This is a genomic window from Xanthomonas sp. NCPPB 2864, from assembly GCF_056675615.1.
This window is the reverse complement of sequence record NZ_JBWWVS010000002.1, coordinates 515,404-538,451: the sequence shown is the minus strand read 5'-3', so window position 1 is coordinate 538,451 and position 23,048 is coordinate 515,404. Positions and strand designations below refer to the sequence as shown.

General features: G+C 66.6%; 24 protein-coding genes. 10 read left to right on the top strand and 14 right to left on the bottom strand.

Going from position 1 to position 23,048, the window contains the following annotated elements:
• Positions 1-195 precede the first annotated feature (195 nt).
• The 3 genes from AC1KVE_RS07245 to AC1KVE_RS07235 all read right to left on the bottom strand — a co-directional run bounded on the left by AC1KVE_RS07245 (position 196) and on the right by AC1KVE_RS07235 (position 2,539).
• On the bottom strand, positions 196-1,197 hold the full coding sequence (locus AC1KVE_RS07245; RefSeq protein ID WP_016900751.1) for a LysR substrate-binding domain-containing protein: 1,002 nt from the start codon (positions 1,195-1,197) through the stop codon (positions 196-198).
• Positions 1,198-1,263: 66 nt separating this feature from the next.
• A complete protein-coding gene (locus tag AC1KVE_RS07240) occupies positions 1,264-1,623 on the bottom strand; it encodes a protocatechuate 3,4-dioxygenase subunit alpha (RefSeq protein WP_016900752.1) in 360 nt (119 codons plus the stop codon).
• A 10-nt stretch (positions 1,624-1,633) separates the two neighbouring features.
• Positions 1,634-2,539: a gallate dioxygenase gene (locus AC1KVE_RS07235; RefSeq protein ID WP_104577234.1), complete on the bottom strand. Its 906-nt coding sequence runs from the start codon at positions 2,537-2,539 to the stop codon at positions 1,634-1,636.
• Positions 2,540-2,774: 235 nt separating this feature from the next.
• On the opposite strand from AC1KVE_RS07235, the gene AC1KVE_RS07230 reads away from it, so the two are divergent.
• Positions 2,775-3,449, top strand: a complete 675-nt coding sequence (locus AC1KVE_RS07230; protein ID WP_024938271.1) for a GntR family transcriptional regulator — start codon at positions 2,775-2,777, stop codon at positions 3,447-3,449.
• 193 nt (positions 3,450-3,642) lie between these two features.
• On the opposite strand, the gene AC1KVE_RS07225 is transcribed toward AC1KVE_RS07230, so the two are convergent.
• From AC1KVE_RS07225 to ubiH, 5 genes are all read right to left on the bottom strand, one after another.
• Positions 3,643-4,677 carry a SphA family protein gene (locus AC1KVE_RS07225; protein WP_184457042.1) on the bottom strand — a complete coding sequence of 345 codons (1,035 nt, stop codon included), beginning with the start codon at positions 4,675-4,677 and terminating at the stop codon, positions 3,643-3,645.
• 125 nt (positions 4,678-4,802) lie between these two features.
• Positions 4,803-5,234 carry a nuclear transport factor 2 family protein gene (locus AC1KVE_RS07220; protein ID WP_024938273.1) on the bottom strand — a complete coding sequence of 144 codons (432 nt, stop codon included), beginning with the start codon at positions 5,232-5,234 and terminating at the stop codon, positions 4,803-4,805.
• A gap of 86 nt (positions 5,235-5,320) precedes the next feature.
• On the bottom strand, positions 5,321-6,043 hold the full coding sequence (locus AC1KVE_RS07215; protein WP_184457044.1) for an alpha/beta fold hydrolase: 723 nt from the start codon (positions 6,041-6,043) through the stop codon (positions 5,321-5,323).
• Between the two features lie 115 nt (positions 6,044-6,158).
• On the bottom strand, positions 6,159-7,340 hold the full coding sequence (locus tag AC1KVE_RS07210; protein ID WP_102252703.1) for a UbiH/UbiF family hydroxylase: 1,182 nt from the start codon (positions 7,338-7,340) through the stop codon (positions 6,159-6,161).
• Positions 7,337-8,545 carry a 2-octaprenyl-6-methoxyphenyl hydroxylase gene (ubiH, locus tag AC1KVE_RS07205; protein WP_184457046.1) on the bottom strand — a complete coding sequence of 403 codons (1,209 nt, stop codon included), beginning with the start codon at positions 8,543-8,545 and terminating at the stop codon, positions 7,337-7,339. The genes AC1KVE_RS07210 and ubiH overlap by 4 nt, the downstream gene beginning before the upstream one ends.
• A 269-nt stretch (positions 8,546-8,814) precedes the next feature.
• Here ubiH and AC1KVE_RS07200 point away from each other — a divergent pair, with 269 nt between their 5' ends.
• The 9 genes from AC1KVE_RS07200 to AC1KVE_RS07160 all read left to right on the top strand — a co-directional run bounded on the left by AC1KVE_RS07200 (position 8,815) and on the right by AC1KVE_RS07160 (position 18,130).
• On the top strand, positions 8,815-9,393 hold the full coding sequence (locus tag AC1KVE_RS07200; protein ID WP_046345758.1) for a hypothetical protein: 579 nt from the start codon (positions 8,815-8,817) through the stop codon (positions 9,391-9,393).
• Between the two features lies 1 nt (position 9,394).
• Entirely contained in the window at positions 9,395-9,952 is a 558-nt protein-coding gene (locus tag AC1KVE_RS07195) for a cob(I)yrinic acid a,c-diamide adenosyltransferase (protein ID WP_184381335.1), read from the top strand.
• 37 nt (positions 9,953-9,989) lie between these two features.
• Positions 9,990-10,898 carry a histone deacetylase family protein gene (locus tag AC1KVE_RS07190; protein ID WP_046345757.1) on the top strand — a complete coding sequence of 303 codons (909 nt, stop codon included), beginning with the start codon at positions 9,990-9,992 and terminating at the stop codon, positions 10,896-10,898.
• Between the two features lie 126 nt (positions 10,899-11,024).
• A complete protein-coding gene (lptD, locus tag AC1KVE_RS07185; protein ID WP_184457048.1) occupies positions 11,025-13,457 on the top strand; it encodes an LPS-assembly protein LptD in 2,433 nt (810 codons plus the stop codon).
• Complete coding sequence (locus AC1KVE_RS07180; protein WP_104577228.1) at positions 13,454-14,845, top strand: peptidylprolyl isomerase; 1,392 nt, start codon at positions 13,454-13,456, stop codon at positions 14,843-14,845. The genes lptD and AC1KVE_RS07180 overlap by 4 nt, the downstream gene beginning before the upstream one ends.
• 4 nt (positions 14,846-14,849) lie before the next feature.
• Entirely contained in the window at positions 14,850-15,818 is a 969-nt protein-coding gene (pdxA, locus tag AC1KVE_RS07175; RefSeq protein ID WP_481092161.1) for a 4-hydroxythreonine-4-phosphate dehydrogenase PdxA, read from the top strand.
• Positions 15,819-15,933: 115 nt separating this feature from the next.
• Positions 15,934-16,722: a 16S rRNA (adenine(1518)-N(6)/adenine(1519)-N(6))-dimethyltransferase RsmA gene (rsmA, locus tag AC1KVE_RS07170; protein ID WP_024938283.1), complete on the top strand. Its 789-nt coding sequence runs from the start codon at positions 15,934-15,936 to the stop codon at positions 16,720-16,722.
• Positions 16,723-16,758: 36 nt separating this feature from the next.
• Positions 16,759-17,142, top strand: coding sequence for a Co2+/Mg2+ efflux protein ApaG (apaG, locus tag AC1KVE_RS07165; protein WP_039523655.1), 384 nt, complete (start codon positions 16,759-16,761; stop codon positions 17,140-17,142).
• A gap of 28 nt (positions 17,143-17,170) precedes the next feature.
• Complete coding sequence (locus AC1KVE_RS07160) at positions 17,171-18,130, top strand: symmetrical bis(5'-nucleosyl)-tetraphosphatase (RefSeq protein WP_184432040.1); 960 nt, start codon at positions 17,171-17,173, stop codon at positions 18,128-18,130.
• 208 nt (positions 18,131-18,338) lie between these two features.
• On the opposite strand, the gene AC1KVE_RS07155 is transcribed toward AC1KVE_RS07160, so the two are convergent.
• From AC1KVE_RS07155 to AC1KVE_RS07130, 6 genes are all read right to left on the bottom strand, one after another.
• Positions 18,339-18,833 carry a dihydrofolate reductase gene (locus tag AC1KVE_RS07155; protein ID WP_102252696.1) on the bottom strand — a complete coding sequence of 165 codons (495 nt, stop codon included), beginning with the start codon at positions 18,831-18,833 and terminating at the stop codon, positions 18,339-18,341.
• 66 nt (positions 18,834-18,899) lie between these two features.
• On the bottom strand, positions 18,900-19,694 hold the full coding sequence (locus AC1KVE_RS07150) for a thymidylate synthase (RefSeq protein ID WP_104555959.1): 795 nt from the start codon (positions 19,692-19,694) through the stop codon (positions 18,900-18,902).
• The gene (lgt, locus tag AC1KVE_RS07145) at positions 19,691-20,581 is read right to left on the bottom strand and encodes a prolipoprotein diacylglyceryl transferase (RefSeq protein WP_184457053.1); all 891 of its coding nucleotides are present in this window, start codon (positions 20,579-20,581) and stop codon (positions 19,691-19,693) included. The genes AC1KVE_RS07150 and lgt overlap by 4 nt, the downstream gene beginning before the upstream one ends.
• 54 nt (positions 20,582-20,635) lie before the next feature.
• On the bottom strand, positions 20,636-21,127 hold the full coding sequence (locus AC1KVE_RS07140; protein WP_024938289.1) for a TPM domain-containing protein: 492 nt from the start codon (positions 21,125-21,127) through the stop codon (positions 20,636-20,638).
• On the bottom strand, positions 21,127-21,960 hold the full coding sequence (locus AC1KVE_RS07135) for a TPM domain-containing protein (RefSeq protein WP_481092162.1): 834 nt from the start codon (positions 21,958-21,960) through the stop codon (positions 21,127-21,129). The genes AC1KVE_RS07140 and AC1KVE_RS07135 overlap by 1 nt, the downstream gene beginning before the upstream one ends.
• A gap of 383 nt (positions 21,961-22,343) precedes the next feature.
• Positions 22,344-22,964, bottom strand: a complete 621-nt coding sequence (locus AC1KVE_RS07130; protein ID WP_024938291.1) for a LemA family protein — start codon at positions 22,962-22,964, stop codon at positions 22,344-22,346.
• Positions 22,965-23,048: the final 84 nt, after the last annotated feature.

Below are 23,048 nucleotides of genomic sequence, written 5' to 3'. Positions count from 1 at the left end.
TGCGCCCGGATCTGGATTACGCCGCAAGCAGCCGGCAGTGACGCGCAGGCTGCTGCCCCGCCACAACAGCGACACGGCAGCGGCCGATGCCAGACAGCACAACGGGCAGCCTGAGCTGCCCGTTGCATGCATGCCGCACTCCAGCGCCATCACGACATGGCAGCGGCTTGCGCCGCGCATGCCGCACTCAATCGATCACGCGGACTCGCCCAGCAACAGGTTGTCCTCGCTGATCTGGTCGTCCACCCACACCGCCCCCTGCTCGGCCATGACCGCCAACTGGTGTTCCAGTTCGCGCATCAACAGGCGCACGCCGGGCTTGTGGATGGCACTGCCATCGCGATAGATCACCCCGCCTGCGCGCGCCTGCGACGGCTGCTGCAGCTGGAAGGCACGCAGCTCGCCGCGTGCGATATCCCCGGCCACCATCATGCTCGGCATCACCGCGATGCTGTCGGTGCCGAGCAGGATCTCGCGGGTGAAGCTGGCCGAACTGGAACGCAGCTGATCGCGCGTGGCCAGCCCATGCTCGCGCATCACCTGCGCCACGTCGCGCTCGACATGCTGGCTCAGCGTCGGCAGCACCTGGCGATACGCAGCGGCTTCGGCGATGCGCACCTGGCCGTTGGCAAACAGGGGGTGATCGCTGCGCGCCACCAGCGCGATCGGGTCCTGGTACAGCACCTTGCGGATCAACGCGTCGTAGCGGGCCAACGGATACAGCCGGCCCACCACCAGGTCGATCTCGTTACCGGCCAGCTTGGGCAGCAGTTCGTCGGTGCGTCCGTGCAGCAGGCGTACCCGCAGCGTGGGTTCGGCGCGATACAAGGCGGCCAGCACGGCCGGCAACAGGCCGCTGGCGGCGACCGGCAACGCGCCCACGGTGATGGTAAGCGCGTCGTCCTGCAGCAGCCCTTCGAAGGTGTCCTGCGCGCGGCGCAACTGGCCGAGCACGACATGCGCGGTCTGTACCAGCACCTCGCCCATCGCATTGGGGCGCACGCCGCGCGAATGGCGCTCGAACAGCGGCGCGCCGACGATCTCTTCGATCTCCTGCAGGGCACGCGTCAATGCGGGCTGGGTGACGTTCAACACGCGTGAGGCGCGGAGCAGGCTTTTCTGCCGGTCCAGCGCCTCGATGACACGTAGATGCCGGACCTTGATGCGGTGTTCGAAGAACACGGAGGACATGGTCATGGGGGTAGACCTTACGTTGGGAAGTCGGGGAATGCGGCGGGACGGCACCAGGCCGCCGCCTGCAGCTCAGCGTGCATCGGGTACACGCCGGGTCTGCATGAAATCTTCGAAGGATTCGCCACGCATGATGGCGTAGACCTGCAGATTGGTCATGCGCACCACGCGGGCAAATTTTTCGATGACGAAGAAGTTGGCGCCGTACTGCACCAGCCCGAGCCAGTCGCGTGCACGGATCAGCGCCTTTTCATGCTCGGTGAGGCCGGCTTCCTGCATCAGGGTTTCGGAATCTTCGAGAAAGCGATCGCGCCATGGGGCGCGGATCATATGCCAGAAGAATCGGTTGATGCGCAACGCGCGGTTGCTGGTGCGCAGATCGAACAGGTAAGTGCCGCCGATCTGCTCCATGCCCTGTACTTGCGGATTCATCGGCCGGCCCTCATGCAGCATTCGCGGTAGACGTGGCGTGCGCGAGCAATTGCGTCGAAGACGGCGCGTCAGCGGCTTCGACGCCCGGCTCGTACAGCACCACCGTCATCGCGGTGGTGGTCATCAGGTAGTAGTTCTGATGCAGCTTGCGGATCGGCCCGCCCAGCGCGCCACGCATCGCCAGCCACATGATCTGCTCCACGCTTTCGGCGCCGCCCAGGCGCACGTAATCGGTGTGGGTGAGATCGGTCAGCGTTTCCGGCGCATGCTGGAAGCGGTCCAGAAATTCCATGTCCCAGTCGGTGTTGTTGAAACCGGTGCGCTCGCCGTGGATCTGGTGCGACAGCCCGCCGGTGCCCACCACCACCACCTTGAGATCCTCCGGATAGGATTCGATCGCCCGCCGCACCGCCTGGCCCAGGCGGTAGCAGCGGCGCGCGGTCGGCAGCGGGTACTGCAGCACGTTGATCGCGATCGGCACCACCGTGCCCGGCCAGTCCGGCACGTGCGGCCACAGCAACGGCAGCGGCGCCGCGCAGCCATGGTCGATCGGCTTGTCCTGAAAGACCGTCAGATCGAACTCGTCGTTGACCAGACATTCGGCGATATGCGCCTGCAATTGCACATCGCCGCGGATCGGCGGCAGGTTGCGCAGCCCTGCGCCTTCGTCGGCCACCGGGAAGCGCTCGCCGATGCCCAGGGCGAAGGTCGGATACAGGTCGAAGAAGAACGTCGTGCAATGGTCGTTGTAGAAGAACACCAGCACGTCTGCCTGCTGCTCGGCCAACCAGGCAGCCACCGGCGTGTAGCCGTCGAACAACGGCTTCCACAACGGATCCTGCTGTTTGCCCTTGTCGTAGGCCACCCCGATGGTGGGAACGTGCGAGGTTCCGATGCCGCCGATGATGCTTGCCATGCTGCACTCCTGCGATGCACGCCGGCCACTTTCCCTGGCCGGGTGCGCACCATTGATTGAGTCGAAATCCGTCCCGCCATGGGATCCCAACAACGCCGACCAGCCACTCCGGACCGCCAAAACGGTATCCTTGGGATCCAAAGTGCCACCAAGCGCTCTCATCTGCAAGGTTTTTATACCGGTTTTGCGAGTTTTCCCCGTCGAAGGAACGTGCGCTGCGGTACGGCGCGAGAGAATGGAGCCAATGGCGAACAACCACCGATTGCAAGCGGTCCAGCAGCTACGCGAACTGATCCTGTGCGGCACCTTTGCCCCCGGTGAGCGCATCACCGAAGCCGCGCTGGCCGAACGACTGGCCATCTCGCGCACCCCCATCCGTCAGGCCCTGCCGGCGCTGTGCCAGGAAGGCCTGCTGGTGCAGGCCGGCAACCGCGGCTATGCGGTGCGACGTTTCAGCCAGCAGGAAAGCCTGGACGCCCTGGCGGTGCGTGCCCTGATGGAAGGCATGGCCGCACGCGCCGTCGCCGAACAGGGCGCCTCGGCTGCGTTGCTGGCCACGCTGCATGCCTGTCTGGGCGAAGGCGACCGGATCCTGGCCTCGCGCAGCCTGGATGCCGACGACGAGCAGGCCTATGGCGCGATGAATGCCCGCTTCCACCGTGCCATCGTGGTGGCCGCCAACAAGCCGATCCTGACCGAGACCGTGGACCGGTGCACCGTGGTGCCCTTCGTCAGCCCGGTCAATGTGGTGTTCGGCCAACGCTCGCCCACCCTGGCCTACGACGATCTGTACTACGGACATCGGCAGCACGGCGCCATCGTCTCGGCCATCGAACAACGCGATGGCGCGCGTGCCGAGCTTTTGTTCCGCGAGCATGCCAATACCCAGCGCCACAGCATGGGCATCTGACGCGCGCACGGGTCTGGCGCGGACAGCGTGCACTGGCGAGGCCTGGTCTGGCGAAGCAGCCTGCACAGCTCAGAACTCGAACGTAGGACTACCCGGGCTTGCGCTGCATGCAGCGTTGCCTGCATCCGTCTGCGCCGCAGCATGCACGCAGACCCGCCGGCGTGCATGCTGCGGATATGTGCGTGCTTCCACGTCAAAGGGAATGCACGAACATCAGGTTGACGCTGGTGCCGGCCACCGAGTTCTTCACCTCTACCGGTAGATAGACATTGAAATTCAGCAGGTTGTTGGCATCCAGCCGCCAGGATAGCCCCGGCCCGAGATAGAACTGCATGCGTTTGCTGTCGGGCACACGCTGCCCGTTGGTGCGGTTGTCCTTCAGCTGCTGCAGGTAATACCCGTTGATGCCCAGGCGCAGTTGCTCGCTGACCTTGAACGAGCTGGCCAGGTTGGCCCACAGCACATCGCCGGCCTGACCATTGCGAAAACGGAATCCCGGGATCGGCGGTACGCCGCCGGCGCGATCGGTGCGGAAATTGTAGAGATAGTTCAGCCGCATGCTGATCTCCCAGTTGTCGCTGGGCTGCACGGTGAACGCCCAATGCGGCGCCACCGACCAGAATCCGGTGCTCTGGTTGATCGCGACATCGCGATCGAACTTGCCCACCGGAGCGAACGCATCGATTGCGAAGCGCTGGAAGAACAGGACTCGTCCGTTGCGCATCACCGGGTCGATCTGCAGCGCCGGGCCGAAGGAAATGTCGCCCATCCCGAACCCGTTGCCGCGCAACTGCACGGGGCTGTCTGCGGCGAAGGACATGTCGTAATTGACCAGCGGCACGATCGCATTGAGGCTCAGCGACGCGCGCTTCCACCGATAGGGCGTGACGTAGATCAGCTGGGTCAGCAGGACGCTGACACCGACCTTGGGATCGCGGAAGGCGGCCGAATCGTCGCCGCGCGCGTCCTTGATCGCGTCGAAGTCGTAGTGGCGTAGATACTCGATCACCGTCCAGCCCGGCGTCGAGGAGCCGAAGCCATCGAGAAAACTCGTCCCGCCCAGGTTGATGCCCTGCGGCGGTGCAGCGGTTTCCGGCACCGCTTGTGCGGATGCCGCAACGGGCACGCCGGCGCCCAGCAGTGTCAGCAAGGTCAGGACACGGCGCCGGTACGACGGCAACCGTGGCGGTGCAACGGCACAACGGGCAGATGAGCTCACGCGTTCCACTAGGCGATTCTCCAATGCGATGGATGGATGACTGCGGCGCGACGTGGGGGAGGAAAGCGGTGCTGCGGTACGCGGCGGCGGCGAACGCGCCGTCTGTGCGTCGTTGAATGGGTTAGAGGCAGCGATCAGTCAGCGCCGATGCGCATCAGCAAGGCGCCAAGCCGCTGCTTGAACAACCAGCGCCCCTGCTCCAGTACCAGCACGTCGTCGAAACTGCCGAGCAACGCAGGCGATTGAGCCGTCCAGGGCGGCGCCGTCGAGGTGTCTGCAGCGGTGTAGAGCAGGACCTTGCTGTGCGCATGCGCCAGGGTCGGCGACTGGATGCTGACCAGGGTGTTGAGCATCAGGTGACAGGTCGTCCGCGGCGGGCGCGCGCGGAACGATTGCAGAATCGCCTCGCGCCCGTGCACCGGCAGCTCCGGCGCACTGGGGCGGGCGAACACGCCGTCGGCAGTGAACAATGCGGCGAGCCCGTCGTGATCGTGACGATCGTTGAGCAGTGCGAATTGGCGAATCGCCTGCTCGCAGGCAATGATGATCGATGCATCGTCGGGCATGCAGCCTCCTCGGGGTGTTGCTGAAAAAACCGACACGCCTGGTCAGCGACGGCAGCGCACGCGCCGCCAGCCGGACCGGGCCGCCATCACGCGTCCTGCAGCCAGTCGCGCATTGCAGCACTGACGGCCGCGGGCGCTTCCAGGGGCGCCATATGCCCGCTGTTTTCGAAGACCACCAGCCGTGCGTGCGGGATCTGCCGCGCCATCTGCTGGTGCTGGGCCAGGGGGCTCCAGACGTCCTGGCGACCCACGCCCAGCAAGGTCGGGCAGCGGATCTGTGCCAGCACCGGCGCGGCATCGGGGCGCTCCAGCAAGGCTTCGATCTGGCCGGCGTAGGTCTGCACGCTATGCCGCTGCACCATCGCCATCAGTGGGTTCATCAGCCCGGCATCGGCGTGCCGGTCCGGATGCAGCATCGGCGGCAGCCATTGCCGTGCCAGCGCCTGCATGCCTTGCGTCTGCGCAAGCCGCACCAGCGCCGCGCGCTGCTCACGCTCGCCGTCGCGGCGTGGCGCAATACCGGTGTCCAGCAAGGCCAGGCGCTGCACGCGTTGCGGCGCCTGGCGCATGATCTCCAGCGCCACCCGCCCGCCCATCGAATGGCCGGCCACTGCGAACTGCGGCGGAGCGACGGCCAATACGTGTGCTGCCATCTGCACGATGCTGTCGAAGCCGGCGAAGTCCAGCACCTGCACCTCGGCCAGATCGCTCAGCGCCGCGCGTTGCGGCTGCCAGATGCTGGCGTCGCAGAGCAGGCCGCAGAGCAGCAGCAGGCCAGGTCGGGACGAATGGGTGGCGGAAGATGACATGGCTCGACTGTAGCCACGCCGGCTGCGCCCGTCGTATGGAACATGCTGCCCGCGCTATAAGCGAATCAACATACCAAGACATGGCCGCCAACGTGCGCGTCGCGCTGTCACGCGATCACGCGCTGCCGGAGGCGCGCTTCCACAGCACATCGACCAGCGGCGGCAACGTGCCGGCCAGCCCGAGCACCGACCCGCGCAACAGGGTCAGGTGCATGTCGTCGTTGGAGAACACCGTGTTGATCGCATCGAAGCCATAGGCGGCCACGGTGTTCTCGCTACGCCGGGTGCGCGCCCAGCGCTGCAGCCGATGCGGGGCGGCCCAGTCCGCACGCCTTGCCAGCGCATTGCGCACCTCATCGCGCAACGCAGCGACATCGCGCAGGCCCAGATTGACGCCCTGCCCGGCCAGCGGATGCACCACATGCGCGGCGTCGCCCAATGTCAGCACGCGGCCGCTGACGTATTGCTCCACGAGTTGCCGTTGCAGCGGAAACGCCGTGCGCGCGGAGACCACACGCACCTGCCCCAGCCGCGCCGCGAAGGCCTGGGTCAGCTCGCGCGAGAAGTCGGCATCGTCCAGCGCCAGCACGCGCGCGGCCTCGGCATCCGGCAAGGTCCATACGATCGAACTGCGGCCATCGGCGAACGGCAGGAATGCCAGCGGGCCGGTGGTCAGGAAACGCTGCCAGGCAGTGGCCTGATGCGGCTGTTCGGTCTCCACGAAGGCGACCACGCCGCGCTGCGCGTAGGCATGCCGCGACACCGGCAGACCGGCGAGCTCGCGCAAGGTCGATGCGGCGCCATCGGCAGCGATGGCCAGCGCCGCTTCCAGGCGGCTGCCATCGTCCAGGCGCAGGCGCACGCTGTGTGCATCCTGCTCCAGCTCGACCACGCGCGCCGGGCAATGCACCTCGATGCCGGCCGCATGCACGGCGGCCCACAGGCGATCGACCAGCACCGCGTGTTCGATGATCCAGCCGAGTTGTTCGCGGCCCAGGGTGTCGGCATCGAAGCTCAGCTCGCCACCACCGGCCGCATCCCAGACCCGCATGCGCCGGTACGGCTGCACGCGGGCAGCGCGCACCAACGCCCAGACGCCCAGGCTGTCGAGCAATGCAGCATTGTCGGCGGCAAAGGCATAGACGCGCAGATCGGGCTGGTCGGCCCGCCAACGCGCGGGCTCGCGGCCTTCGACCAGGGCCACGCTCAGGCCGGCATCGGCCAGCGCCAGCGCGCAGGCGGCACCGACCACGCCACCGCCAACGATCAAGGCATCACGATTACCACGACGGCTCATGCGACGCCCCTGCACAACTGCGGCACATCGCCCCGGAAACCCATCGCCCCGCCGACCAGCATCGACTGCAGCGGCGCCGCCTGCGAGGTGGCGAGCAGGCCGAGGCTGCGCAACGGCCGCAGCAACGGCGCCGGATTCCCGGTAAGCCGCGCCAGCCCGCTGGAAAACCCGATGGTCTGCTCGCGGTCCACGCGTCGGCGTGCCAGGTAACCGGCCAGCAATGCGCCGGCCCCGGCATCGCTGCGATCGTGCTCGATCAATTCGGCCAGCGTCAGTGCATCGCGCAAGCCGAGGTTGAAGCCTTGCGCGCCGATCGGATGCAGCGTCTGCGCGGCGTTGCCGAGCAGCACCACGCGCTCGGCGACCAACTCGTTGGCCAGCACCTGCACCAGCGGGTACGCGCTGCGCTCCCCGCTGGCGACAAAGCGCCCGGCGCGCCATCCAGCCGCCCGCTGCAACCTGGCCAGCCAGCCGGTCTCGTCGAGCGCGGCCACCGCCTCGGCCTCGGCGCGCGCCACGCAGTGGATCGCGCCGTAATGGCGGTCGCCGCGCGGCAACAGCGCAGTCGGCCCGTGCTCGCCGAAGCGCTCCCAGGCGGTGCCATCCGGTGGGCGGGAGGCACGCACCCGGGCCACGAACAAGGTCTGCAGGAAGTCGTGCGCATCGCTGCCGATATGCAGCAGCTCGCGCACTGCGCTATGGGTGCCGTCGGCGCCCACCACCAGCCGGGCCTGCACGCGCTGCTCGCCATCGGCGGTGGCAATCCGCAGCGCGCGCACACCGTCCTGCACCGGCTCGACCCCGATGCAGCGTGCCGGGCGATAGCGGCGCAACCGGGTCAGCTCGTCCAGGCGTGCCGCCAATGCCTCGCCGAAATCGCGCGCCACCACCACCTGGCCGAAGCTGTCGCGGCCGTAATCGGCCGCATCCAGCTGCACCCGGCCGAAGTCGCCCGCCCGGCTGACGTGGATGCGCCGGATCGGCCCGGGTGCGCTGCGCAGCTTGGCCATCACCCCCAGCACGCTCAGCGCATTGACGGTGGCGGCAGCAAAACTCAGGTTGCGCTGGTCGAACACCGCTGGCGGCGTGCCGGCCGGGGTGGCTTCCACCAGCCCGACATCCAGGCCGATGCGGTCCAGCGCAATCGCCAGGCTGGAGCCGACCAGGCCGCCGCCGACGATCAGAACGTCATGTGGATGTGTCATTGCCACATGATAAGCCTTCGCCCATGACCCGTTGCCGCGAGCGGGTGGGACAGCTTGCCGCGCCCTAGCTGGTCTGACGCGGCCGGCTGCTCGCGCAGGGAGCGCTGCCGGCCCTGGCCGGTGCAGGGCGCATCCGGGCACCCACCGATTTGCGTTCGTCGTGTCCAGCAACGGGGGCGGCCGGGCGGGCCACCGCAAAGCCGCCAATGGCGCGGGCGTGCCGGGTTCCACGCTACACTCGCCAGCCTGTGATCCGGCCACCCCCGCGCATGACTCCTCGCTCGCACGACACCTTGGTTTTGAGTCTGCTTGCCGTCCTGATGGCGGCCACGCGGATCAATCACTTCGCGCCGATCCCCGACGCGTCCTGGGCGGTGTTTTTCATCGGCGGCTTCCATCTGGCCGCGCGCACCAGGCTGGCGTTCCCGCTGCTGATGCTGCTGGCAGTGGCGGTGGATTGGCTGGTGATCACCAGCCAGGGCCTGAGCTTCTGGCGGCACTACTGCGTGTCGCCGGCGTACTGGTGCCTGATCCCGGCGTATTTCGCGCTGTGGGCCGGGGGCATGTGGCTGCGTCGGCAGTACCACGGCGCGCAGTGGAGCGCGCTGGCCCGGCTGGTGCCGGCGCTGTTGCTCTCGGTGGCGCTGTGCCAGTTGATCGCCCAGGGCAGCTTCTACTGGATCAGTGCCAGCGTGGCCGAGCCGACCGTGACCGGCTGGTTCAAGAACTACACCGACTGGCTTGGGCCGTATCTGCGCAGCGCCGCGCTATATGTCGCCGCTGCCGCGGCGATCCAGGTGGCCGCCGAGCGCCTGACCAGCGCGCCCGGCCAGACCCAGGCCGGCTGAGATGGGCAACCGGCTCTCGCGGATCTATACGCGCACCGGCGACGACGGCAGCACCGGGCTGGGCGACGGCAGCCGTACCGGCAAGGATGCGCTGCGGGTCAACGCCTACGGCACCGTGGACGAGGCCAATTCCGCCATCGGCGTGCTGCTGGCTGCCCCCGGCGTGCCGGAACCGATCGCCGGGCTGCTGACCACCGTCCAGCACCAGTTGTTCGATCTGGGCGGCGAGCTGTGCATCCCCGGCCATGCCGCCATCGATAGCGCCGATATCGATGCGCTGGAGCGCCAGCTGGACCTTTTCAACAACACGCTGCCCCCGCTGAAGGAGTTCATCCTGCCGGCCGGGGGCGAGGCCGCTGCGCGCTGCCACCTGGCCCGCACCATCGTGCGCCGGGCCGAGCGCGAGACCGTTGCGCTGTCGCGCCAGGAGACCGTGCGCAGCGAGGCGATCGGTTACCTGAACCGGCTGTCCGACCTGCTGTTCGTGCTGGCGCGCGTGCTGGCGCGCGCCGATGGCCAGCAGGAAGTGCTGTGGCGGCACGACCGCCGGCGCGGCTGACCTGCACATGGCACGGCGGACAGGCTAGATTTGCCCCATGTTGGTCTTTACCCATCCCGCCTGCCTCGGGCACGACGCCGGCCCCGAGCATCCCGAAAGCCCCGCCCGCCTGGAAGCGGTGGTGGAGGCACTGCGCGACGCGTTCCCGGACTTGGACTGGCGCGAGGCGCCGCTGGCCAAGCTCGGCGACCTGTGCCGGGTGCATGAGCGCGAACAAGTCGACGCGGTGCTGGAAACCGCCTTCGAAGGCCACCACCGGCTCGACGTGGACACCGTGATGTCGCCCGGCTCGCGCGCGGCGGCGTTGCGCGCGGCCGGGGCCGGCATCGCCGCGGTGGACGCGGTGATGCAGGACGCCACCCGCACCGCCTTCTGCGCCGTGCGCCCACCCGGGCACCATGCCACCGCGCAGGTGTCGATGGGCTTTTGCCTGTTCAACAACATTGCCGTGGCCGCCGCGCACGCGCGCGACCGGCATGGGCTGGAACGCATCAGCATCGTGGATTTCGACGTCCACCACGGCAACGGCACGCAGGCGATCTTCGAACGCGACCCGAGCGTGCAGTATCTCAGCACCCACCAGTCCGGGCTCTATCCGCACTCGGGCAGCGTTTACGAGCGCGGCATCGGCAACATCCACAACCTGCTGCTGCAACCAGGCAGCGACGGGCTGCGCTTCCGCAACGTGTGGGAAGACGAGATGCTGCCGCTGGTGGATGCCTTCCGCCCGCAGCTGATCCTGATCTCGGCCGGCTTCGATGCGCATCTGCGCGATCCGCTGGCCGATCTGATGCTCGATGCCGACGACTTCGCCTGGCTGACCGGCGCGCTGCGCACCCTGGCCGAGCGGCATGCCCGTGGCCGGGTGGTGTCCATGCTGGAAGGCGGCTACGACCTGCAGGCCTTGCGCGAAAGCAGCGTGGCGCACGTGGCCGCGCTGCGTTGAACCCTACCGGCGCCTTGCTCGCGCCCCCCATCGCGATGAACCTCGCCCTCCCGACCAGGGAGCTCTTCATTGCCCCTATGCGGGGTATACGGCAAGCTAGTCGCCATTTTATTGGTTGAATCACGCGTGCGCCGAGTTCTCCGCCTGCTGCCCCTGCCTTTGAGCATCGCCATCTGCCTCCCGGCCATGGCTGCCGACAAGCCGTTGAACTGGGGACTGTGCCCGGCCGTGGATCCGCTGCCAGGCTTCGACGGCGCGCCCGCCGCAGATGCCAAGGCCGCCGAAATGCGCCAGCAGTTGCCGACCGACATCGAAGGCGACCAGCTGTCAGGCACCAGCACCACCCCGCAGTACCAGGGCAATGTGGCGCTCAAGCGCGGCGACCAGTTCCTGGGCGCCGACAACCTGCGCATGGACACCGAGACCGGCAACTACATCGCCGAAGGCCATGTCCGCTACCAGGACACCTCCTTCCGCATGGTCGCCGACCGCGCCGAAGGCAATCAGGACACCGACGCCCACAAGGTCACCAATATCCAGTACCAACTGGTGGACCGGCGCGGCAATGGTGCGGCCGAGTCGGTGGACCTGCAGGGCCAGGTCGGGCAGATGCACCGCTCGACCTATACCACCTGCGATCCCTCGCAGCCGATCTGGCGCGTGCGCGCGCCGGAGATCGACGTCGACAACGAAGAAGGCTTCGGCACCGCCCGCAACGCCGTGCTGCAGATCGGCAAGGTGCCGGTGCTGTATTTCCCCTGGTTCAAGTTCCCGATCGACGACCGTCGCCAGACCGGCCTGCTGTTCCCACAGTTCGGCCTGTCCGGCCGCAATGGCTTCGACTACCTGCAACCGATCTACCTGAACCTGGCGCCGAACTACGACGCAACCCTGTTGCCGCGCTACATGAGCAAGCGCGGTTTCATGTTCGGCACCGAGTTCCGCTACCTGTACGAAGGCGGTCGCGGCGAAATCACCGGCAACTACCTGCCCAACGACAAGTTGCGCGACAAGGACCGCGGCAGCGTCTTCTACAGCGGCTACCACAACATCAATGATCACTGGCAGGCGCGCAGCAGTATCTCCTGGGTCAGCGATACGCGTTACGTGGAAGACTTCACCAGCCGCCTGAACGGCATGGGCTCGGCCTCTAGCGTGCAGAGTACCGTGGGCATCTACGGTACCGGCGAAACCTGGACCGCCGGCCTGATGGCCGACCGCTGGCAGCTCACCGACTACACGCTGGATGAGCAGTCGCTGCCCTACAACCGCCAGCCGCGCGCGTATTTCACCTGGGACAAGCCGTTCGGCATCTTCGAGGCCGGCGTGTATGCCGAGGCAGTGCGGTTCACTCACGATGATTCTTACTTCGTCAGGCCCCCATTGAACGGGAGCACCAGCGGCAATGACGATGATGACGATTACGTCCGCACCAATATCCGCAACAAAGAATATGGCAGCGGTTCGCGCCTTGACATCAAGCCCTACATCTCGATGCCGTTGTCCGGCGCAGCCTGGTTCTTTACTCCGACCGTGGCGTGGCGCTACACCACCTATCAGCTGGATTCGACGTTGGCCAACACCGCGCCGCTGACCGGTGATCGCTCCCCCTCGCGCAGCCTGCCGATCGCCTCGCTGGACGCCGGCCTGTATTTCGACCGCGAGACTTCGCTGTTCGGTACCAACTATCTCAATACGCTGGAACCGCGGATGTACTACCTGTACGTGCCGTACCGCGACCAGGACGATCTGCCGGTCTTCGATACCCGCCCGTTCACCTTCAGCTATGGCCAGTTGTTCCGTGACTCGCGCTACACCGGCGCCGACCGTCAGAACGATGCCAACCAGCTGACCCTGGCGGTGACCTCGCGCTGGCTGCGCCAGGATGACGGTCGCGAGAAGCTGTCGCTGAGTGCAGGCCAGATCCTGTATTTCAACGATTCGCTGGTCACGATCAACAACAGCACCAATTCGGCCGCCGGCAGCGAACAACCCATCGAACAGGGCAAGTCCGCCTGGGTGGCAGATGCCAACTACATGATCAACGACCGCTGGTCGATGGGCGCCACCTATCAGTGGAACCCGAATTCGCGCAAGGAAGATCTGGCCAGCCTGCGTACGCGTTATTTGCTCAACAACGACGGCATCATCAATCTTGCGTATCGCTACCGCCGTAACCCGACCAACAATAGCGACCAGCTTGAGCAGGCAGATTTCTCCTTCCTGTACCCGATCAACCCCAGCTGGAGTGCGGTCGGCCGTTACTACTACTCGCTCCTGGATCGCAAACCACTGGAGATGATCGGTGGCGTGCAGTGGGACAGCTGCTGCCTGGCGGTGCGCGCGCTGGTGCGCCGGTTCGTGCGCAACCGTGATGGCGAAATGGACAACTCCATCCAGGTGGAGTTCGTGCTGAAGGGCTTGAGCTCGTTCGGGCAGAACACGGACCGCACTTTGCGCCGTGCTATTCTCGGCTATTACCGCGACGACCTGTACCTGGTCCCGCCCAGCAATACCACGACTAATCCGGACGATTACGATCCGAACTTGATTCCATGACCAAGCCTTTCTCTGTTGTTCTTGCCTCGCTGCTGGTACTCACCAGCACGCTCTCGCCGTTGGCCTCGGCACAGCAATCCCAGCCGCTGGATCGCATTGCCGCCATCGTCGATGAAGACGTGGTGCTGCAGAGTGAGCTCGATCGCGCCGTACGCAACGTCAAGTCGCAGTACGCCGGCCGGGAAAACCAGCTGCCGCCGGACGATGTCCTGCAGCGCCAGGTGCTGGAGCGTCTGGTCCTGGTCAAATTGCAGGTCGGTCGTGCCGATGGCAGCGGTATCCGCGTCAGCGACGAGGAACTCAACCGGGCAATCGCCAGCATCGCCCAGCAGAACGGCACCACCGTCGATGGCCTGCGCCAGAAGCTGGCGGCCGACGGCATGGGCTATGGCGATTTCCGCGCTTCGGTGCGTGACGAAATCATCGTGCAGCGCCTGCGTCAGAGCTTTGCGCAGAGCCGCATCAGCGTGAGCGAAGGTGAAGTGGACACTGCGCTGGCGCAGCAGGCCACCACCGGCAGCCAATATCACCTGGCGCACATTCTGGTCGGCCTGCCGGAAGGCGCGACGGCCGATCAGATCGCCACCGGCCAGAAAAAGGTCGATGGCGTGAAGGCATTGATCGACAAGGGCGAGCTGGACTTCTCGGCAGCGGCAGTGCGGTATTCCGACAGCCCGAACGCGCTGGAAGGCGGCGACCTGGGCTGGCGCAGCCTGGACGAGATCCCCAACGCATTCGCCCAGCTGATCCGCGACATGCAGCCCGGTCAGGTCGCCGGTCCGTTGCGCGGCCCGAGCGGTTTCCAGTTGCTCAAGCTGGTGGAAATGCGCGACGCCAATGCCGGCGGCGAAAAGAAGCTGGTCACCGAATACAACGCACGCCACATCCTGGTGCGCATCAACGACAGCCAGACCGAGGCGCAGGCCAAGGCCAAGATCGACACGCTGCGTGCGCGCATCGTCGGTGGCGCCGATTTCCAGGCCACCGCGAAGGAGTCGTCCGAAGACACCAACAGCCGTGGCCAGGGGGGCGATCTGGGCTGGTTCCCCGCCGACGCATTCGGCCCGGACTTCGGCAAGCAGGTCGAAGGCCTGGCCGACGGCGCGGTGTCCGAGCCGTTCCGCACCCAGGCGGGTTGGCACATCGTGCAGCGCGTGGGCAGCCGTCAGACCGACGTCAGCGCCGAAAGCCAGCGTGCGCAGATCCGTGAAACGATCGGCCGCCGCAAGCTGGAAGAAGAGTACAACCGCTATCTGCAGGAACTGCGTGGCGAAGCCTACGTGAGCTTCCGCACCGGCGACCGCGCCGATGGCGATGCCAGTGCCGCTCCGGCCAAGCCAGCCGACCCTGCCGCGCCGACGCCGCCGCCGGCACAGCCGACACGCTGATTCGATGCTCCCGTCGCTCGCGCTGGTGCCAGGCGAGCCGGCCGGGATCGGGCCGGAACTGTGCGTCCGGCTCGCCCAGCGGCCGCGCTCGGATGCCCACCTGATCGCCTACGCCGATCCGGACACCCTGCACAGCGCCGCAAAGGCGCTGTCTTTGTCTGTGCGGCTGCTCGATCCGGACCAGCGCGCCCGCGCGCCCGGCGACCTGCCGCTGCATCCGATCCGTCAGGCGGTGCCGACCCGTTTCGGCACCGCGGACCCCGCCAATGCGGCGGCGGTCATTGCCGGCCTGCGTGGCGCTGCCGGCGACTGCCTGTCCGGCAAGCTGCAGGGCATCGTGACCGGTCCGGTGCACAAGGCGGCGATCAATGCCGGCGGCATTCCCTACACCGGCACCACCGAGCTGCTGGCCGAGCAGGCGGGCTGCCCGGTGGTGATGATGCTGGCCAACGCCATCGTGCGCGTCGCCCTGGTGACTACCCATCTGCCGCTGCGCGCAGTGGCCGATGCGATCACTGCCGAGGCCGTGGCGCGCTGCCTGCGCATCACCGACGCCGCGATGCGACGCGACTTCGGTCTGGAGCACCCGCGCATCGCGGTGCTGGGCCTCAATCCGCATGCCGGCGAAGATGGGCACCTGGGCCGGGAGGAACTGGACGTCATCATCCCGATACTGGAGCAGCTGCGCGGCGACGGCATGCAGCTGATCGGCCCGCTGCCGGCCGATACCGCATTCCTGCCGCAGAAGCTCAGCGGCTTCGATGCGGTGGTGGCGATGTATCACGACCAGGGCCTGCCGGTGCTCAAGTACAGCGGCTTCGAGCAGGCGGTCAACATCACGCTCGGCCTGCCCTATCCGCGCGTGGCGGTCGATCACGGCACCGCGCTGGAGCTGGCCGGGCGCGGTATCGCCGACCCGTCCAGCCTGATGGCGGCGACCGAGCTATGCGCGCGCCTGGCCGCACGCGGCTGAGCGAGGCCTGATTGCCAACAATCGACGGGGCGCAGCGTGCACGCAGCCCGTCTGGCGTGCCGGCGATGCGCAGAACCGGCACCGCGTGCAGGCGCTGCCACGTTAAACTGCGCACATGAATCATTCTTTCAGCGCACCGGCCAAGAAGTCGCTTGGCCAGCACTTTCTTGCCGACCGGTATTACATCGACCGCATCGTGCAGGCAGTGGACCCGCGCGCCGGCCAGCACCTGGTCGAAATCGGTCCTGGTCAGGGCGCGATCACCTTTCCGCTGCTGCGCAAGCACGGCGCACTGACCGTGATCGAATTCGACCGCGACCTGATCGCACCACTGACCGACGCCGCCGCACCGATCGGCGCGCTGAGCATCATCCATCGCGATGTGCTCAGTGTGGATTTCACTGCACTGGCCGATGGCACGCCGATCCGGCTGGTCGGCAACCTGCCCTACAACATCTCCTCGCCAATTCTGTTCCACGCGCTGGACCATGCCGGTGCGGTAGCCGACATGCACTTCATGCTGCAAAAGGAAGTAGTCGACCGCATGGCCGCCGGCCCCGGCAGCAAGGTGTACGGGCGCTTGAGCGTGATGCTGCAGGCGTATTGCGAGGTCACCGCGCTGTTCGTGGTGCCGCCGGGCGCATTCCGGCCGCCGCCGAAGGTGGACTCGGCGGTGGTACGGCTGGTGCCGCGCGATCCGGCCACGGTGCAGATCAGGGATCGGCGGCGCTTTGCCGACGTGGTGCGCGCCGGCTTCGGCCAGCGTCGCAAGACCCTGCGCAATGCCTTGTCCAACGTCTGCGAGCCCGCCCACTTCGAGGCCGCGCAGGTGCGTCCGGATGCTCGCGCCGAACAACTCGAGGTCGCGGATTTCATCCGCCTGGCCAATGTCGAGCCGGCTTGAGCGCCGCTCCCACACGGTTTTATTTAGACTTTCCGCATGCACGATGATCCGCGCTACCGGGTCGAGGTCGAGGTGTCGCCCCGCTTCCTCGCCCATCAATCGACCCCCGACGAAGGCCGCTATGCCTTCGCCTACAGCATCCGCATCCAGAACGCGGGGGCCGTGCCTGCGCGCCTGATCGCGCGCCATTGGCAGATCACCGACGCCAACGGACGCACCGAACGGGTGGATGGCGAAGGCGTGGTCGGCGAACAGCCCTGGCTGCGTCCCGGCGAGGCGTTCAGTTACACCTCCGGCGTGCTGCTGGAGACCGAGCAGGGACAGATGCAAGGTCATTACGACATGGTGGCCGACGATGGCACCGAATTCACCGCCCCGATCGCCGCCTTCGTGCTGAGCGTACCCAGGACGCTGCACTGATGGATGCTGGACTGATGGAGCGCACGCGATGAGCGTCTGGGCAATTGGCGACCTGCAGGGGTGTTACGACATCACCCAGCGCCTGCTGGAAAAAATCAACTTCGACCCCGCGCAGGACACCCTGTGGTTCTGTGGCGACCTGGTCAACCGCGGCGGTCAATCGCTGGAAACGCTGCGCCTGGTGCATTCGCTGCGCGCGCATAGCGTGGTGGTGCTGGGCAACCATGACCTGTCGCTGCTGGCGATCGGCGCGCGTTCGGAAGAGGAACAGCGCAAGGTCAACCCGGATCTGCTGCGCATCGTGCTGGCCGAGGACCGCGACCTGCTGCTCGACTGGCTGCGGATGCAGAAGCTGGCGCACGTGGACCGCGAACTGGGCTGGATGATGATCCATGCCGGGCTGGCGCCGAAATGGACCACGCAGATGGCCGAGAAACATGCGCGCGAGGTCGAGCAGCAACTGCAGGGCGGCGGCTATCGCAAACTGCTGCGCAACATGTACGGCGATCAGCCGGGCTGGTCGCCGGGCCTGAGCGGGTACGACCGCAGCCGCGCAATCATCAACCTGTTCACGCGAATGCGCTATTGCACCCCGCGCGGGCGCATCGCCACCGACGACAAGGGCACGCCGGGTACCCAGGCGCAGGGCCTGTATCCCTGGTTCGAAGTACCGGGCCGGGTCGAGCGCGATCTCAAGATCGTCTGTGGGCATTGGTCCGCACTCGGGCTGACCATCACCCAGGGCGTGCATGCCATCGATACCGGTGCGGTATGGGGCGGCAAGCTCACCGCCTTGCAGCTGGATACCGACGAACTGCGCGTGGTGCAGGTGCCGGGAATCCCGATCACGCAGCCGCAGAAGACCGCACAGCGCAGCCGGCCACCGCGCCGCCGGCAACGCCAGCGCGGCGGTGGCGGAGACAATGCGAACGCAGGCACCGGCTCCGCCGCTTCCAGTGCCGCCCCGCCCGCTGCCACTGCGGACTAAGTAACGGGCGTGGCGGCGCACTGCCGCAGCATGCCGGGGTAATGCCTCGGCGCTTGCGAATCAGCCTGATCCTGCATCCGCCACGTGACTGGCACGCTTGCACATTGGGCCTTTCGGCACGCAAGCGCATCGATTTGCATCGCTGTCTCGAAACCGCCGGACTGGCATGCCCCCGGCAGCACCATCGTGCGTGCGCGGCTAAGTGAGCTCAGCGCCGCTGATAGTCCACGTAATCGAATGCGAAGGCATGCCGCGCATCGGCCGCATGCGACGCGCGTTGCACCGGTTCCCACACGGCCGGGTCGATCGGTGGAAAGTAGGTGTCGGCCCGTTCCACGGTGGTGTCCACTTCGGTGACAGCCAGCAGGTCCGCACGCTCCATGGTCAGGCGATAGACCTCGCCGCCACCGATCACGCACAGCTCCTGTGCACCGGCCGCCTCGGCCTGCGCAATCGCCTCATCGAGCGACGCCACCGCCTGCATGTCTGCGAACGGCACCTGCCCCGAACGCGTCAACACCAGGTTCAATCGCCCCGGCAAGGCACGCCCCAGCGACTGCGCGGTCTTGCGCCCCATCAGGATCGGCTTGCCCACGGTCAGCGCCTTGAAGCGCTTGAGATCGTCCGGCAACTTCCACGGCAATTCGTTGTCGCGGCCGATGGCGTTGCTGCGGTCGAAGGCGACGATCAGGATAAGTTTCATGCAGCGGACGATATCCCTTCGAACATCAAATCAATGTGTGGCATCACTCAGCCAGTGAAGCGACGCTCACACCGCCACCGGCGCCTTGATCGCCGGATGCGGGTCGTAGCCCTCGATGGCGATGTCCTCGAAGCGGAACGCGAACAGGTCGTTGACGGCGGGATTCAGGCGCAGGCGCGGCAGCGCGCGCGGTGTGCGGGTCAGTTGCTCGCGCGCCTGCGCGAAGTGATTCGAATACAGGTGCGCATCGCCCAGCGTGTGCACGAAATCGCCCACGCCCAGGCCGGTGGCCTGCGCCACCATATGCGTCAGCAGTGCATAGCTGGCGATATTGAACGGCACGCCGAGAAAGATGTCGCCGCTGCGCTGATACAGCTGGCAGCTGAGCTTGCCGTTCACCACATAGAACTGGAACAGGCTGTGGCACGGCATCAAGGCCATCTGCGGCAGCTCGCCGACATTCCAGGCGCTGATCACCAGCCGGCGCGAATCCGGGTTGCGCTTGATCTCGTCCACCAGCCATTGCATCTGGTCGATCTCGACGCCGTCCGGGCCGGTCCAGCGCCGCCACTGCTTGCCGTACACCGGGCCGAGATCGCCGTTGTCGTCGGCCCATTCGTCCCAGATGCGGACCTGGTGGTCCTTGAGATAGCCGATGTTGGTGTCGCCCTGCAGGAACCACAGCAGCTCATGGATGATCGAGCGCAGGTGCAGCTTCTTGGTGGTGACCAGCGGAAAGCCATCATTGAGGTCGAAGCGCATCTGCCAGCCGAACACGCTGCGCGTGCCGGTACCGGTGCGATCGGACTTCTCGGCGCCGTGTTCCAGCACATGCTGCAGCAGGTCCAGATAGGGCTTCACTTGGCCGCCTCCGCGCCCGCGGTATGCGCCAGCATCGGCTGCAGCACCGGCGCGCGGCGCGACATCGCCAGCAACACCAGGCCGCCGATGATCAACGGCAGGCTCAGGATCTGCCCCATCGTCAGCCAGTTGAAGGCCAGGTAGCCGATCGGTGCATCCGGCACGCGCACGAATTCCACGATGAAACGGAACACGCCGTACAGCAGCGCGAACATCCCCGACACCGCATAGCGTGCGCGCGGCTTCATCGAGAAGGTCCACAGCACCACGAACATCACCACGCCTTCCAGCGCCGCCTCGTATAGCTGCGAAGGATGGCGCGCGAACTGGTTCAACGCACCGGCGGCGTACTGCGCCTGGAGTTCTGCCGGCAACTTGCCGGCCAGTTCCGGTGCAAGCGGGAAGATCACGCCCCAGCCGGCATCGGTGAACTTGCCCCACAACTCGCCGCCGACGAAATTGCCGAGCCTCCCGAAGCCCAGGCCCAGCGGCACCAGCGGCGCCACGAAATCCATCACGTCGAAGAAGTGCAGCCGGTGCTTGCGCGCCCACAGCCCGCAGGCGATCAGCACGCCCAGCAGGCCGCCGTGGAAGCTCATGCCGCCCTGCCACACCTTGAACAGGATCAACGGGTTGGCCAGCAGGCTGTCGAACGCATAGAACAGCATGTAGCCGATGCGCCCGCCCAGCACCACGCCGAGCATGCCGTAGAACAACAGGTCGGAAAATCCGTCCATGTCCACGCCCGGCAGGCGGCCGCGCAGGATGCGCGAGCGCCCCAGCGCCCAGGCAGAGAAGAATGCGGCCAGGTACATCAACCCGTACCAGTGCACCTGCACCGGTCCAAGCGAGAAGGCGATGGGGTCGATGGCGTGCAGATAGATCATGCGGACCGCGGATCACGAAAAAGCGAGGCGTCTATTCTGACACCTCGCACGCGTTCAGCCTAAGAGCTGGGGACGATCGGGCAGCTCATCTTCATGCTGGGAGCCGGCAGCGGCAGGAAAATGCTCGGTCAACAGCTCGGTTACCGCCTCGATCCCGGCCAGCACCGCCGCCTCGTGCTCGCCCTCGCGCAGGAACTGCTGCATGCGCCGGCACACCTCGGCCCACTGCGCTTCCGGCACCCGGCTGCGCAGCCCACGGTCGGCGACCACTTCGATGGCGTGGTCGGCCAGCAGCAAATACAGCAGCACCCCGTTATTGGCTTCGGTGTCCCAGGTGCGCAATTGCGCGAAGGCCTGCTCGGCACGCTGGCGCGCGGTGTGCCCGCGCCATAGCGCGTCCAGCGGCAGGTCGGCTTCCACCGCCACCATGACCTGGCCGGTATGGGTGCGCTCGCTGGCGGCAACCGCCGCCGCGATCGCGTCCATGCAGCCGGCCGGGAAACTGCGCTGCGCCGAGGGCGCGAAGACATGCCTGAGCCACCGCATTACCAGCTCCCCGAGGCGCCACTGCCTCCCGATGATCCGCCGCCACCGCCCCAGCCACCGCCGCCGACAAAGCGCCCCGGCGAACCGGACGCCAGGCCGGCCAGCAGCCCGATCACCGCAGCGCCGGCGCTGGCGAACAGCAGCGAGGTAAACAGCAAGGCGGCGCCACCGGCGGCGACGCCGGTCAGCAGCGCGCGCAGCGGCCGTGGCAGGGCACCAAGAATGCCGCGCGCCACCATCGCGACCACAAAACCGATGAACAAGGCCATGATCCAGCCGCCGCCACCCGAGCCATTGCCCGCGCCGCCATCGGCGTGCCCGCTGACCGGCGCGGGCAAGGCCTCGCCCTCGATCAGGCCGGCCAGCGTCGCAGTCGCCGCACTGATGCCACCGGCGTAGTCGCCCTCACGGAAGCGCGGCGCCAGATACTCCTGGATGATGCGGTTGGCCGTGATGTCGGGGATCGCGCCTTCCAGGCCGTAGCCGGGCTGGATCCGCACCCGGCGGTCGTCCTTGGCTACCAGCAGCAACACACCGTCGTCCACGCCCTTGCGGCCGATCTTCCACTGGTCGAACACGCGCTGGGTGTACTGCTCGATCGGCTCCGGCTGCGTTGTCGGCACGATCAGGACCTGCAACTGCGCGCCCTTGCGCTGCTGCAAGGCCAGCGCCTGCTGCTCGAGTTGCCGGGTCTGCGTTGCGTCCAATGTGCCGGTGGTATCGACCACGGGCGAGCGCAGTGGCGGAATGGCTGCCAGATCCTGCGCCAGCAGCGAGGCCGGCAACAGCAACAGCGCCAACATCCAGAACACCCGCATGTAGTTCTTCCGCATTCGCAACTCCTGGCTGATTAGCACTGACACGTCATCGGCACTGGCTTGACTGATCCTTCTCCCTGCGGGAGAAGCTGCCCCGAAGGGGCGGATGAGGGTGCGAGCGAAGCTTCGTCCAGTTGGAATAGCACGAGGACTTCACCCCATATCCTCCCCTCCCCCGCTCCGCCACCCGGCCCTCGCTAGCAGCGCGGGCGCTCCAGGGCACGTGCGCCAGCGGCGCGCAAGCCGTGCCTTATCGCCCCGAGGGCAGAGGCTTGATGTGCCGCGTCTGAAGTCGATTGCTCCAGCGAACGATGGATAGGTCGACATGGCCCAGCTAACAGTCCCACGCCATGCCATGCACGACACGCAGCAGTTGATGGCGCGCAGTTTGCGATTGCTTACTGCGCAGGCGCGGGCTGCTGCTGCGGCGCCTGCTGATTACCGAAATCCACCTGCGGTGCGCGCGAAATCTGCGCCTCGTTTTCCACGCTGAAATTGGGCTTGGGTTGGTAGCCGAAGATCTTGGCGGTGATCACCTGCGGAAACGAACGGATGTAGGTGTTGTACTCCTGCACCGTCTGGATGTAGCGACCGCGCGCCACGGTGATGCGGTTTTCGGTGCCTTCCAGCTGCACCTGCAGATCGCGGAACGACTGGTCGGATTTCAGCTGCGGATAGTTTTCGCTGACCACCAACAGGCGCGACAGTGCGCTGCCGAGTTCGCCCTGCGCCTGCTGGAACTGCTTGAGCGAGGCTTCGTCGTCGGCATTGACCTGGATCTGCCCGACCCGCGAGCGCGCATTGGTCACCTCGGTCAGCACCTGGCGCTCCTGCTGGGCATAGCCCTGCACGGTGCGCACCAGATTGGGAATCAGGTCGGCGCGACGCTGATATTGATTCAGCACCTCCGACCAACCTGCCTTGACGCCTTCTTCCTTCTGCTGGATCGCGTTGTAGCCGCAACCGGACAGCGAGACGGTCAGGATCAGCAACACCAGGGCGCGAATCAGGACGGGCATGCAGGCGATTCCGTTGAAAGAGAGCCGCAGCATGCCACGCGGCGAGTCAAGCCGGCATGCACGCGTGCGCCTGGCAGGCGATTC

Bases quoted from the DNA above. Each gene is read 5' to 3' on its own strand.
- AC1KVE_RS07245 (WP_016900751.1), bottom strand. From the start codon at position 1,197: ATGACCATGTCCTCCGTGTTCTTCGAACACCGCATCAAGGTCCGGCAT.
- AC1KVE_RS07240 (WP_016900752.1), bottom strand. From the start codon at position 1,623: ATGAATCCGCAAGTACAGGGCATGGAGCAGATCGGCGGCACTTACCTG.
- AC1KVE_RS07235 (WP_104577234.1), bottom strand. From the start codon at position 2,539: ATGGCAAGCATCATCGGCGGCATCGGAACCTCGCACGTTCCCACCATC.
- AC1KVE_RS07230 (WP_024938271.1), top strand. From the start codon at position 2,775: ATGGAGCCAATGGCGAACAACCACCGATTGCAAGCGGTCCAGCAGCTA.
- AC1KVE_RS07220 (WP_024938273.1), bottom strand. From the start codon at position 5,234: ATGCCCGACGATGCATCGATCATCATTGCCTGCGAGCAGGCGATTCGC.
- AC1KVE_RS07215 (WP_184457044.1), bottom strand. From the start codon at position 6,043: ATGTCATCTTCCGCCACCCATTCGTCCCGACCTGGCCTGCTGCTGCTC.
- AC1KVE_RS07210 (WP_102252703.1), bottom strand. From the start codon at position 7,340: ATGAGCCGTCGTGGTAATCGTGATGCCTTGATCGTTGGCGGTGGCGTG.
- ubiH (WP_184457046.1), bottom strand. From the start codon at position 8,545: ATGACACATCCACATGACGTTCTGATCGTCGGCGGCGGCCTGGTCGGC.
- AC1KVE_RS07200 (WP_046345758.1), top strand. From the start codon at position 8,815: ATGACTCCTCGCTCGCACGACACCTTGGTTTTGAGTCTGCTTGCCGTC.
- AC1KVE_RS07195 (WP_184381335.1), top strand. From the start codon at position 9,395: ATGGGCAACCGGCTCTCGCGGATCTATACGCGCACCGGCGACGACGGC.
- AC1KVE_RS07190 (WP_046345757.1), top strand. From the start codon at position 9,990: ATGTTGGTCTTTACCCATCCCGCCTGCCTCGGGCACGACGCCGGCCCC.
- AC1KVE_RS07180 (WP_104577228.1), top strand. From the start codon at position 13,454: ATGACCAAGCCTTTCTCTGTTGTTCTTGCCTCGCTGCTGGTACTCACC.
- pdxA (WP_481092161.1), top strand. From the start codon at position 14,850: ATGCTCCCGTCGCTCGCGCTGGTGCCAGGCGAGCCGGCCGGGATCGGG.
- rsmA (WP_024938283.1), top strand. From the start codon at position 15,934: ATGAATCATTCTTTCAGCGCACCGGCCAAGAAGTCGCTTGGCCAGCAC.
- apaG (WP_039523655.1), top strand. From the start codon at position 16,759: ATGCACGATGATCCGCGCTACCGGGTCGAGGTCGAGGTGTCGCCCCGC.
- AC1KVE_RS07160 (WP_184432040.1), top strand. From the start codon at position 17,171: ATGAGCGTCTGGGCAATTGGCGACCTGCAGGGGTGTTACGACATCACC.
- AC1KVE_RS07155 (WP_102252696.1), bottom strand. From the start codon at position 18,833: ATGAAACTTATCCTGATCGTCGCCTTCGACCGCAGCAACGCCATCGGC.
- lgt (WP_184457053.1), bottom strand. From the start codon at position 20,581: ATGATCTATCTGCACGCCATCGACCCCATCGCCTTCTCGCTTGGACCG.
- AC1KVE_RS07140 (WP_024938289.1), bottom strand. From the start codon at position 21,127: ATGCGGTGGCTCAGGCATGTCTTCGCGCCCTCGGCGCAGCGCAGTTTC.
- AC1KVE_RS07135 (WP_481092162.1), bottom strand. From the start codon at position 21,960: ATGCGGAAGAACTACATGCGGGTGTTCTGGATGTTGGCGCTGTTGCTG.
- AC1KVE_RS07130 (WP_024938291.1), bottom strand. From the start codon at position 22,964: ATGCCCGTCCTGATTCGCGCCCTGGTGTTGCTGATCCTGACCGTCTCG.